This window comes from Endozoicomonas sp. SESOKO4 (assembly GCF_024606275.1).
Genome location: NZ_JAHHPS010000561.1, coordinates 1 through 13,062 on the forward strand (window position 1 = coordinate 1; position 13,062 = coordinate 13,062).

9 protein-coding genes are annotated in these 13,062 nt (G+C 48.8%); all 9 read left to right on the forward strand.

Going from position 1 to position 13,062, the window contains the following annotated elements:
* A partial coding sequence (locus KDK16_RS10800; RefSeq protein WP_257276102.1) for a hypothetical protein occupies positions 1-1,065 on the forward strand: 1,065 nt, incomplete at its 5' end.
* Between the two features lie 105 nt (positions 1,066-1,170).
* The gene (locus tag KDK16_RS10805) at positions 1,171-2,310 is read left to right on the forward strand and encodes a hypothetical protein (protein WP_257276103.1); all 1,140 of its coding nucleotides are present in this window, start codon (positions 1,171-1,173) and stop codon (positions 2,308-2,310) included.
* Complete coding sequence (locus tag KDK16_RS10810; protein WP_257276104.1) at positions 2,307-2,852, forward strand: hypothetical protein; 546 nt, start codon at positions 2,307-2,309, stop codon at positions 2,850-2,852. Before KDK16_RS10805 ends, KDK16_RS10810 begins: the two co-directional genes overlap by 4 nt.
* A gap of 144 nt (positions 2,853-2,996) precedes the next feature.
* Positions 2,997-4,934, forward strand: a complete 1,938-nt coding sequence (locus KDK16_RS10815; protein WP_257276105.1) for a hypothetical protein — start codon at positions 2,997-2,999, stop codon at positions 4,932-4,934.
* 156 nt (positions 4,935-5,090) lie between these two features.
* Positions 5,091-6,656, forward strand: a complete 1,566-nt coding sequence (locus KDK16_RS10820; RefSeq protein ID WP_257276106.1) for a hypothetical protein — start codon at positions 5,091-5,093, stop codon at positions 6,654-6,656.
* A gap of 88 nt (positions 6,657-6,744) precedes the next feature.
* A complete protein-coding gene (locus tag KDK16_RS10825) occupies positions 6,745-8,538 on the forward strand; it encodes a hypothetical protein (RefSeq protein ID WP_257276107.1) in 1,794 nt (597 codons plus the stop codon).
* 96 nt (positions 8,539-8,634) lie between these two features.
* Entirely contained in the window at positions 8,635-10,764 is a 2,130-nt protein-coding gene (locus tag KDK16_RS10830) for a hypothetical protein (protein WP_257276108.1), read from the forward strand.
* Between the two features lie 137 nt (positions 10,765-10,901).
* A complete protein-coding gene (locus KDK16_RS10835) occupies positions 10,902-11,777 on the forward strand; it encodes a hypothetical protein (protein WP_257276109.1) in 876 nt (291 codons plus the stop codon).
* Between the two features lie 43 nt (positions 11,778-11,820).
* Entirely contained in the window at positions 11,821-12,999 is a 1,179-nt protein-coding gene (locus KDK16_RS10840; RefSeq protein ID WP_257276110.1) for a hypothetical protein, read from the forward strand.
* Positions 13,000-13,062 lie beyond the last annotated feature (63 nt).

Sequence of the window (13,062 nt, forward strand, 5' to 3'; positions counted from 1 at the left end):
AAAACCTGTGACTTACCCATGGTCGGGGAGGATGGTCAGCAGCAACCATGCGGGAAGGTCTGCAAAAATATGAGAGCCCTGAGAGATCATAAACGCAGAAGCCACAGCGGGCCCCAAACCTGTGACGTACCCGTGGTTGGGATGGATGGTCAACAGCAGCCATGCGGGAAGGCTTGCAGAAATGCCTGCGCCTTGACTGATCACAAAAGCAAATTCCACAGCGGAGAGCGAACCTGTGACGTGGAAGTGGATGGGGAGGATGGACAACAGCGGCCATGCGGGACGGTATGCAGGAATGCTAATACCCTCAAACATCATAAAAAAAGAGTTCACCGTGAGCAAAAAACCTGTGAAGTGATGGTGTTTGGAGAGGATTGTCAGCAACAGCCATGTGGGATGGTTTGCAAGAATGTTGAAGCCCTGTTGGCACACAAATGTAAATACCACACTGATCAAAAAACCTGTGATCTGATGGAGTTCGGTGAAGATGGCCAGCTGCGACGATGCGGAAAGGTCTGTAAGAATCTCAAAGCCCTGTGGGATCACAAAAGTGGATACCACAGCGGGCACAAAACCTGTAACGTGATGGTAGTCGGGAAGGGCGGACAAAAGCGGCCATGTGGAGCCGCCTGCAGAAATGCTCGCAACCTGACGTATCACAAAAGAAAAATCCACAGTGGGCAGAAAATCTGCGACACAACAGTGGTCGGGGATGATGGCCAGCGGCTACCATGCGGCTTTGTCTGCAAGAATTCTCTATACCTGTTGGATCACAAAGCCAGATACCACAGTGGACAACAAATTTGTCACGTGCCCGTAGTCGGGCAGGATGGTCAGACGCGGCCATGCGAGATGACCTGCGATAGTGTTGTGGCCTTGTCGGTTCACAAAAGAAGATATCATTCCGGTCCACAAACCTGTCAGGAGACAGTGGTCGGGAAGGATGGCCAGCTGCAGCCATGCGGCAAGGGCTGTAAGAACGCTCAGGCCCTAACGGACCACAAAAGAAGACATCGAAAACGTAAGCCTGTCGATTTGGAACAGGGCGATCACTTCAGTCCTTGATCTGACGCCGACTACTTCACGTGCTTTTCTTGATCTATCCTTCCTCACTGTCAAACAGAAAACAAGGATAGAATTAATAAACACATACTCTTTGAGACACTGCTGTTGCTACTGTCGTTGTTTCTCGTCAGCCAGGCCAAAGCGCTGTCAAGACATTTTATTATCGAGCTTCAAAAGGATGAAGGTTCTCCAAAACAGGTCTTTTTTGTAAAAGGTGACTGGCATTCATTGACGGGCAACCCGTCAGAGATTAACGACAACAACTGCTACATAGGATCAACTTCGCCATCGGATAAAAAGCGATACAGACCATACAGTTACGGGATGAAAACGTCCCTGATTGAGTCGCTTTTGTGGCAATGGCTCTACGCCCTCCACCTGCTGGTTGGTTACGAACTGGCTCTGAACAGCAAAGACTCTCTTCTAAGCTCGCCCTCTCATTCATGGGTACCTTTAGAAGTGGCTGTTGTTGTCGGTTGGTTTTTAAAAAACTATTGGAGCCCCGATTCATCACTGTTTAATCCGATTGAACAGCAAGAGAATAAATTTATATTGAGACTGCGGGGTAATACGTTTCCGATTACCACTATGATGCCTGGCTCTGGAGATAACCCATCACAATGCCCGCCATCAGAATCATCCAGCCAGCAAGCCACTGAAACCACCCGCCCACCTATAGGCTATTTTCCTGGCCTTCTTCATTTTGACTGTGGCGGCGGCAACGGAGGCCCTCAAAAACTTCTGCATACTTTGGGTTTAAATTGTTTCGTTTTTCCCTGTTATGGCGTTTGTCAATTCCTGCCATCAGGAGCAACACCCCCACAAAATTCCTGCCCTCACACGAAAACTGATCACTGCCTTAGTTGCATAGACGATTTTGATCCTAAAAACGCCACACAATCAATGACTGTAGGGCTCGCCTGTAGCACTGACTCCGACAGTCCGCTCTATGATGATGTGCAAATGCCCGGGAATTTTCCTTTTAGCCCTGATCATCTGGTCGATGGGATGCTCAGTCTGCGTGGTCATAGTCTGCCAGAAGAAAACGGGATTTTCCGTACGATTGCCGATTTCACAGGCTCAATGGGATCCTTATCTTCGAGTTGCCTCCCTTCGGGAGGGGCTACGCAATGCCAACAAACTCTATCAGATCGCAAAAAAAAATACGACAGAGAACAAGTAAATTGTGACGTGACCGTGTTCGGGAGTACGGCCAGCAGCAGCCCTGCGGAAGAGTCTACATGAATGCTAATCGCCTGACAGCTCACAAAAACAGATACCACAGCGGGCAACGAACCTGTGACATAACCGTAGTCGGGAGGGATGGCCGGCTGAGGCCCTGCGGGAAGGCTTTCAAGAATGTTCACCGCCTGTCATATCACAAAAGCAGCTACCACTGCGGACAACAAAACTGTGACGTAACTGAAGTCGGGGAGGATGGCCAGTCGCGGTTATGCGGTAAGGCCTACAGGAGTGCCCGAGCCCTGAGTGATCACAAAAGAAGAAGCCATAGTGGGCCAAAAAGCTGTAAAATAACAGTGTTCACTGAGGATGGCCAGCTGCGGCCATGCGGAAAGGTCTGCAAAAATAATATAACCCTGTCAGTTCACAAAATCAGAGACCACACCGGGCAGCAAAACTGTGACATGACCGTAGTTGGTTTGGATGGCCAGCCACAGCCATGCGGGAGAGTCTGTAAGAATACTCAAGTCCTTTTGAATCACAAAAGAATGCATCGAAAACCCAAGCCCGTTGATTCTAACCGGAACGACTTCCTCAGTCCTTGATCAGACACCTGCCCTTTAACGAGGTTTTCTTGATCTATCCTTCTTCTCTGTCAACCAGAATGCAGGGATAGAATTATTAAACACTCACTCTTTGCGGCACTGCTGTTACTACAGTTGTTTCCTGGCACCTGTCAGGCCGAAGCATTGATAAGACATTTTATTTTCGAGCTTCAACAGGGTGCAGCTTATCCAGAACAGAATGTTTCTATAAAATCAGGCCGACCTACATTAGCGGGCAAGTCGTCAGACAATACTGGCACTACAGACTACGCAGGATCAACTTCGCGGAATGATGACAAACGCCAAAGGCCCCGAGGTTACGGAGTAAAAACGACAATCATTGAGTCGATTTCATGGCAATGGCTTTATGCCATTCATCTTCTGGTTGCTTACGAACTGATCCTGACCAACAAAGATGCCCCTGTATGCCTCACCCCTTGTTTATGGTTACCTTCAGAAGCAGTTTTTGCTGTCGCCTGGCTTTTAAAAAGCCATTGGAACCCGGATTCACCGCTGTTCAACCTGATTGAACAACTGAAGCCAACTTCTACGCTACGGGGGGGGCGTCCACTTGCGATCACCATTATGATAACTGGCTCCGGAGATAACCCACCGCAATATCCGTCATCAGAATCATCCGGCCAGCAAGCCCTGACAGCCACCAGTCACACTGTAGGCTCTTCTGCTCATCTTCCGTGTTTTGACTCTGGCCATGGTAAAGGAAGTCCTCAGCAACACTCACACACTTTAGGTTTAAATTGTTTCGTTCACCCCTGCCATGGCGTTTGTCAATTCCGGCCATCAGGAGCAACACCCTTACATAATTTGTATCCTCTCTCGGTGAAAGAACACAGCCTCAGTTGCATAGACTATTTTGATTCTGGAATCACTACGCACTCAATGAGCGCAGCGCTGACCTATATCGACGACCCTCACGAGCCGCTCAATGATGATGTACCAATGCCCGGGAATTTGTCTGTCAATGCTGATGACCAGATTATAATCGTTGGGTTACTCAGTCTGGGCGGCTACAGTCTTGCAGAAGGTAACGGGATTTCATCTTCGGGTTGTTTTTCGTCAGGAGCGGTTACCCATTTGCAACAAGCCCTGTCAGATCACAAAAAAAAATACGGCATTGAACAAAAAATTTGTATTGTTACCGTGATCGGGAAGGATGGCCAGCCGAGGCCATGTGGCACAGTCTGCAAGAGCGCTCAATCTCTGTCGTCTCACAAAAGTAGAATTCATACCGGGCAAAGAAACTGTGACGCGACCGTGATTGGGGAGAGTGGTCAGCAGCGCCCATGCGGAAAGGTCTGCAGTAATGCTCAAGCCCTGTTAGATCATAAAAGGAGACATCATAGTGGGAAAAAAACCTGTTATACAATCACTGTCGGGGAGGATGGTCAGCAGCGAACATGTGGCAAGGTCTACAAAAGTATTAAAGCTCTGACAGATCACAGAAGCCGATTCCACAGCGGGCGTCAAACCTGTGGCGTGACTGTGGTCGGGGAAAATGGTCAGCAGCGGCCGTGCGGGACTGTCTGCAAGAATGCACAATGCCTGTTATCTCATAAAAAAAGATATCACACCGGGCAACAAACCTGTGATGTGGCAGTGGTCGGGGAGGATAGCCAACAGAGAGCATGCGGGGAGATCTGCAAGAGTTCCAAAAGCCTGATGGATCACAAAAGAAGATACCACACCGGGCAAAAAACCTGTGAAGTGGAAGTGGTTGGGGAGGATGGCCAGCAATGGCCATGTGGGAAAATCTGTAGGAGTGCTCAAGCACTATCGGATCACAAAAGCAAAGTCCATAGTGGGCAGCAAACTTGTGTCGCGACTGTAGTTGATGAGAATGGTCAGCCGCGGCCATGCGGGAAAGTATGCAAGAATGCCCAACGCCTGTCTTATCACAAAAGCAAAGATCATAGCAGGCAAAAAAACTGTAATGTGACCATAGTCGGGGAGGATGGCCGACAGTACCGATGCGGAAAAGTCTGCAATAATGCCAGAGCCCTGCTGGACCACAAAAGAATGCATCGAAAACGTAAGCCTGCTGATGTGGATCAGAAAGGATGAGTTTATTCCCGTTGTCGCCTTTGGTTTTTAACAGAGAGTTTTTAACAGAAGATTTTTGGCGTAAAAACACAGTTATTTTCTTGATCTATCCTTCCTATCTGTAAACCAGGATACAAGGATAGAATTATTAAACACTCACTCTTCGCAGTACTGCAGTTGCTACTGTTGTTGTCTGTCGCCTGTCAGGCCGGAGCGTTGACAAGAAGTTTTATTGTTGGGCCTGGACAGGATGCAGTCTTTCCAAACCAGAGTTTTTCTATAAAGCGTGGTCGGCATACATTGTCGCAAAGCCCGTCAGTCACTGCTGACAAAAACGGCTGTGTAAGACTTGACTTATCATCTGATAGCAAGCGACACAAACCTGTTATTTACGGAATAAGAACCATCACTATTGAATCGATTTCGAGGCAACCGCTTTACGCCACTCATCTGTGGATGGATCACGAAATGATTCTGACCACCAAAAACGCTCATCTGGGCGCCAAACCAGATTCGTGGTTACCTTTTGAAGTGGTTATCACTGTCAGTTGGCTTTTAAAAAGCTATTGGAACCCCGATTCAGTGCTGTTTAAGCCGATTGAGCAACAGAAGGCAATATCTTTGCTGAAGGGAGAGTATGCGTTTGCGACTTCCATTATGACTTATGGCTCTGGTGACAACCCATCTCAATACTCGCCATTAGAATTACCCAGCCAGCAAGTCTTGGCAGCTACCAGCCACCCTAAAGGCTCTCTCGCTCACCTCCTGTATTCTGAGTATGGCGGTGGTAACAGAGACCCTCATCAATACTTGCACAGTTTAGGTTTAAATTGTTTCGTCCATCCGTGTTATGGCGTTTGTCAATTCCGGTTATCAGGATCCCTAAAAAGCTCATACCCAGACACGACGAATGAACACGGCTTTAGTTGTATAAACTATTTTGATCCTGCAAACGCTACACAATCAACGAGTACCGGGCTCATCTGTACCTCTGCCTCTGACCGGGCACCCAATGATAATGTGCAAATACCCGTGGATTTGTCTGTCACGGCTGATGACCAGATTATAATCGATGGGTTACTCAGTTTAGCTGGTCATAGTTTTCCAGAAGGAAACGGGATTTCCATCACGCTTACCCATTCCACACGCCCAATGAGGAACTCAGCTTTGAATTGTCTCCCTTCCGAAGGTGCTACCCATTGTCAAAAAGCCCTGTCAAATGACAAAAAAAAATACGACACTAAGCATGAAGTCTGTGTCGTGACCGTGATCGGCAAGGATGGCAGACAGCGGCCATGCGGGAAGGTTTTCAAGGGTGCCAGTTACCTGTCTTCGCACAAAAGGAGAAACCACACCGGGCAAAAAACCTGTGACGTGACCGTGTTCGAAGAGGCTGGCCAGCGGCGGCCATGCGGAAAGGTTTTCGGTAATGCTAACGCCCTGTCGGATCACAAAAGCAGGGCTCACGGTCGGCAAAAAATCTGTGGGGTAACAGTGGTCGGGGAGAATGGCCAGCCGCGGCAGTGCGGGAGAGTTTGCAAGAATATTTATGCCCTGTCAAATCACAAAAGGAGAGAGCACACGGGGCAAAAAACCTGTGACGTGACCGTGGTTGGGGTGGATGGGCAGCTGCAGCCATGCGGGCTGGTCTGTAAGAATGCTAAATCCCTGGCAGACCACAAGAGAAGACATCGAAAACGCAAAACTGTTGGTGCGAATCAGTACGATGTCCCCAAACCTTGATTTGACACCCGCCCTTTCATTTCTTTGATCTATCCTTCCTGTCTGTATACCAGAAAGCAAGAATAGAATTATTAAACACTCACTCTTTGTGGCACTGCCGCTGTTGTTGATATTGTCGTCTTTTGCCTGTCAGGCTGAAGCGTTGACAAGGCTTTTTATTGTCGAGTTCGGACAGAAGGCAGGTTTTTTAAACCAGAGCTGTTTTATAAAGCGTGACCAGCATCTATGTTCAGACATTGCCGACACAAGGGACTATGCGGTATTGGATTCGCCACCTGACGAAAAACCACTCTGGCCCGGAGGTTATAGGGTAAAAACGGCCCTTATTGAATCGATATCATGGCAATGGCTTTACGTCACTGATCTTCTGGTTGCTTACGAATTGATCCCGACGACCAAAAATGCCCCTATATGTGTCAACCCATACTCATGGCTGTCTTTAGAGGTGGTTGTCGCTGTTGTCTGGCTTTCAACAAGCTATTGGAACCTCTGTACACCGCTGTTTAGCGCCATTGAACAACAAACCAAGAGTCAGGATAACTCGTTTGCGATCACCACTATGATGGTTGGCTCTGAACAAACCCCACAGCAGGGGCAGCCATCAAAAGCATGCAGCCAACATGCCTTAAAAGCCAACATCCACCCTGCAGGCTCTCGCAGCAGCCACCTGAATACTGAATGTGGCGACGGTAACAGATGCCCAAAAAAACAGCTGCATACTTTGGGTTTAAATTGTTTTGTTGATCATTGTTGTGGCGTTTGTCAATGGCGACAATCATCCGATAGCAGTGGGGTTGATGGTTGGTCGCTGAATTTAAAAGAAAGTTTCACAAACCAAACAGAAGCAACCTCCGGACAAAGCCCATGCCCCCATTTGGCTTTTGGATACTGCCTGCTTTGCATGGGGGATCTTGATCCGGAAAACGCTAAACACTCTCGACATAAACCGCTTTTCGAAAGATGGGTTGATTTCTCTCGTATACCACTTCGATGCGACTTTGACCAACCACCACAGAGTCTTTGCGAAAAATTCGGAAGTCCCATGACACTTAACCTTAGAGAGACAGAACAAACAGTCACTGACTTATCTCAATTGTGTCAGACCCAGCCTCAACTTTCACAGTCAGGTACACCACAATTCACAGACTACCGAGGACAAAAAACCTGTCACGTAAAAGTAATCGGGGAAAATGGCCAGAAGCGTTCATGCGGCGCGATGTTCAGACATACTAAAGCCCTGTCGGATCACAAAAGTCTATGCCACAGCTGGCGACAAATCTGTGACGTGACTGTGGTCGGGGAGGATGGTCAGCCACGCTTATGCGGGATGATCTACAGAAGTACTTGCGCCCTCAATGATCACAAAAGCAAATTCCACAGGGGGCAACAGACCTGTGGCGCGATCGTGGTCGGGGAAGATGGCCGACAGCAGCAATGCGGGAGGGTCTGCAAGAACAGTAATTCCCTGTCGTACCACAAAAGAAGAGATCACAGCGGGCAAAAAACCTGCAACGTAACAGTAGTCAGGGAAGACGGCCAGCATTGGCCATGCAGAAAAGTCTGCAAAAATGCTGCATCTCTGTCAGCTCACAAAAGCAAATGTCACAGTGGGCAGAGAAGCTGTGATGTAACCATGATCGGGGCCAATGGCCAACAGCGCCGATGTGGGACAGTCTTCAAGAATGTTCATGCTCTATCGAATCACAAAATCAGAGTACACACAGATAAACAAGCCTGTGATGTGACCGTGATTGGGGAAGATGGTCTGCAACGGCCATGCGGGAGGATTTGTAAGAATGCTAAATCTATGTCGGAGCACAAGAGAAAACACCGAAAACGCAAGCCTGCTGATCTGGACCAGGAGGATGATCTCAGTCCCTGATCAGACGCCCGCCCTTTCACGGGGTGGTCCATCCTTCCTCTCTGTAAATTAAAATGCAAGGATAGAATTATTAAACGCTCACTCTTTGCGGCACTGTTGCTGATATTGTTGTTGTCTATCTTCAGCCAGGCAAAAGCGTTGACAAGGCGTTTTGTGGTTGAATTTGGACAGAAGAGCGATTTTCCAAACCAGAGCTTTTCTATAAAGCGTGCCCCGCACACCTTTTCAGACATTGCTGACACAAACGGCTATGCAGGATCAGATTCTCTTGCTGATAAAAAACGACACAGTGTTTGCAATTATGGAGTAAAAACGACCATCATCGAGTCGAGTTCGTGGCAATGGCTCTATGCTACTCATCTGTTGGTTGGTTACGAATTTATCCCGACTACGAAAGATACTCCTTTTGGCTCTCTCTTATATTCATGGCTACCTGTAGAAGTGGTTGCCGTTGTTGCCCGGCTTTTAAAAAGCTATTGGAAGCCCAATTCACCACTGTTTTTTTCGATTGAACCACAAAAGGTAACCTCTATGCTGACAAAGAGGGGTTACCCGTTTGCGATCACCACTATGATGCATGGTTCTGGAGGTAGCTCATTACAATATCCAACATCACAATCATCCGGCCACCAAGCTTCGGCAGCCACCACCCACTCCTCAAGCTCTTTCACCAGCCTCCTTTATTCTGATTCCGGCAGTGGTAACGGAGACACTGAACAATACTCACACACTTTAGGTTTAAATTGTTTCATCCATCCCTGTTATGGCGTCTGTCAATTGCGACCATCAGGAGCAACATCCAGACAAAGCTCACGTTCTCATTCGGTGAATGAACACTGCCTTAGCTCCATAAACCATTTTGATTTTGGAAATGCTACACACTCAATGAGTGCGGAGCCCGCCTGTGCCAATGCCCTTGAAGGGAGATTTAATGATGATGTACAAGTGCCCGGGAAGTTGTCTGCCAACGCTGATGACTGGGTTATAATCGATGGGTTACTCAGTCTGAGCAATCATTGTCTTCCGGAAGAAAACGGGATTTCCTGTACGGCTCCCAATCTCACAGACCCAACGGAGACTCCATTTTCGGGTTGCCTTCCTTCCGGAGGGGCCGCCCATCACCAACAAGCTCTGACGAATCAAAGAGACTACATCGCACAAAAAACCTGTGACATGACTGTGGTTGGGAAGGATGGTCAGCAGCAATCATGTGGGAAAGTCTGCAGAAGTATTAAAGCCCTGTCAGATCACAAAGGCAAAATCCACAGCGGGCAGCAAACCTGTGGCGTGACCATAGTCAGGGAGGATAGTCAACAGCAGCCATGCGGGACTGTCTGCAAGAATGTTCAAGCCTTGTTGAATCACAAGAGAATCGCACACAGCGGGCAACAAACCTGTGAAGTAAAAGTAGTCGCAGAGAATGGCCAGCTGCTGCCATGCGGGAAGGTCTGCAAGAATACTATTGCTCTGGTAAGTCACAGAAGAAGAACCCATAGCGGACAACGAGTTTGTGGTGTCACCCTGGTCGGAGAGGGTGGCCGGAAGCGGCCATGTGGGTGGGTCTGTCAGAGTGCTCAGGCTTTGTCACAGCACAAAAGCGGATACCACTCCGGGCAGAAAACCTGTAACGCGATGGTGGTTGGAGAAAATGGCCAGCAGCGGCCATGCGGAACCTTCTGCAGGAACGCCCGCGCCCTGTTGAATCACAAGAGAAGATGCCACACCGGGAAAAAAGTCTGTGACGTGACCGTAGTCGGGGAGGATGGCCAGCCGTGGCCGTGCGGGAAACTTTCCAAGAATGCCTTAGCTCTGTCGGTTCACAAAAGCAAAGCCCATTCCGGGCAAAAAACTTGTGAAGTGACCATGGTCGGGGAGGATGGCCAGCTGCGACCCTGCGGGAAGTTATGCAAAAATGCCGGAAGCCTGACAGATCATAAAAGAAGACACCATAGCGAGCCACAAACCTGTGAAATGACTGTGGTCGCTGAGGATGGTCAGTCGCGACCGTGCGGGAAGGCCTGCATAAGTGCTCGCGCTCTCTCGAGTCACAAAAGAGTAGAGCACACCGTGCAACAAGCCTGTGATGAGATCGTGATTGGGGAAGATGGTCAGCAACGGCCATGCGGCAGGATTTGCAAGAATGCTGAATCTGTGTCGGAGCACAAGAGAAAACACCGGAAACGCAAGCCTGCTGATTTGAACCAGAGCGATGACCCCGGTCCCTGATTTGACAACTGCCTTTTCATTTTCTTGATCTATCCTTTCTTTCTAGACCGGAAGGCAGGGATAGAATTATTAAATATTCACTCTTTGCGTTATCGCTTGGGCTACTGTCGTTCTCTATTGTCTGCCAGACCGAAGCGTTGACAAAACGTTTTGTTGTTGAACTTGGGCAGAAAACAGGTTTTTCAAACCAGAGCATTTCTATGATGCATGACCTGCATAATTTTTCAGACATTGCCGACAAAAACGGCTACGCAGGATCAGATTCAAAACCCGATAAAAAACGACAAAGGATTAACAGTCACAGAGCAAAATCGAACATCATTGAATCGATTTCGTGGCAGTGGCTTTATGCCACTCACCTACCGGTTGCCTATGAACTGATCCTTACCACCAAAGATGCTCCTATGAGCATCACCCTTTATTCATGGCTACCTGTAGAAGTGGTTATCGTTGTCGCCTGGATTTTAAAAAGCTATTTGAGTTCCGATTCACCGCTGTTTAACCCGATTGAAGAACAAGAGGCAACCTCTGTGTTGACAGAGGGGAGGCACTCCTTTGCGGCCATCACTATGATGATTGGCGCGGGACACAACCAACAACCAAACCTGTCATCAGAGTCATCCAGCCAGCCAGCCCCGGAGACAACTACCCACCGCTCAGGCTTTTCCATGAGCTACTTAAATACTGACTATGGTGATGGCAACAGAGGCCCTCAAAAACACCTGCATACTCTGGGTCTGAATTGTTTTGTCTATCCCTGTCGTGGCGTTTGTATACTCCGAACATCACCCGTTAGCACGGAGGCTATTGAATTGTCGCTGAATTCGGGGGAAAGTTCGACAAGCCAAACAGAAGCTGAATCCGGACAAAGCTCATGTCCCCACTCAGCTGTTGGACGCTGCCTTCGTTGCATAGGCCATTTTGATCCTGAGAACGCTGCAGATTCCCAAAAAGAACTGCTTTTCGAGTCATGGACTGATCTCCCCCCCCCTTCAAGAACTTTGGGATTCTGATCAACTATTACTGAATCTTTCCGAAGCAATCGGAATCGCCGTAATGCTTAACCATACAGAAACACAACAAACAGACAATGAATCATCCCAACTGAGTCAGAGCCAGCCTCATCTTTCACAGTCAGGCGCAATGCAAGCAACAGACAACATCGAACAATGCGTCTGGGAGACGGGAGAAGACTGGGAGGATGGCCAGTGGCGGCTTTGCAGGGGGGGAGGCAAGAGTACTCAAGGTCTGTCAGATGACAAACAAAGAGACCACAGCAGACCAAAAACCTGTGACGTGATCATAGTCGGGAAAGATGGCCAGCAGCGGCCATGTGGCATGGTCTATAAGCACGCTCAATCGCTGTCGTCACATAAAAACAGATACCACACTGAGCAAAAAAACTGTGATGTGACTGTAATCGGAAAGGATGGCCTGCCGCGACCATGCGGCAGGACCTATAAGAATCTTCAATCGCTGTCGTCACACAAAAACAGATACCACAGTGGGCAAAAAAACTGTGATGTAACCGTGATCGGAAAGGATGGCCAGCCGCGACCGTGCGGGGTGCTCTGCCGGAATAGTAACGCCCTGTGGGGGCACAAAACAAGAGCCCACACCAGGCAACAAACCTGTGTCGTGACCATGATCGGGGAGGATGGCCAGCAGCGGCCGTGTGGGGCGGTCTGCAGGAATTTTGTAGCCTTGTGGAATCACAAGAGAAACGTCCACAGCGGGAAAAAAAACTGTGACGTAGCTGTGGTCGGGGAGGATGGACAACAGCGGCCATGCGGGAAGGTCTGCAAGAATGTTAATTCCTTGTTGCACCATAAACTAAAAGACCACACCGGGGAAAAAAAATGTCAGGTCACAGTGGTCGGGGAAGGTGGCCGACAGCGGCCATGCGGGAAGGTTTGTAGCAATGCTGCAGTTCTGTCGGCTCACAGAGCCCAATGTCACAACGGGCAAAAAACCTGTGACGTAACAGTGGTGGGGGAGGATGGCCAGCAGCGGCCATGCGGAAAGGTTTGCAAGAATATTCATGTCCTGTGGAATCACAAAAGCAGAAAGCACACCGGGCAGCAGGTCTGTGATGCGACCGTGATCGGGGAGGATGGTCAAAAACGGCCCTGCGGGATGATTTATAAGAATGCTAAATCCCTGTGGGATCACAAGAAAATACATCGAAAACGCAAGCCTGCTGATTTGGACCAGATCGATGACATCAGTCCCTGATCTGACATCCGCCCTTTCTCGAGGTTTTCTTGATCTATCCTTCCTCTCTGTGAACCAGAAAGC

What these genes read in the sequence shown, in the direction of transcription:
- KDK16_RS10810 (WP_257276104.1), top strand. Translation starts at nt 2,307, where the DNA reads ATGAATGCTAATCGCCTGACAGCTCACAAAAACAGATACCACAGCGGG.
- KDK16_RS10840 (WP_257276110.1), top strand. Translation starts at nt 11,821, where the DNA reads ATGCTTAACCATACAGAAACACAACAAACAGACAATGAATCATCCCAA.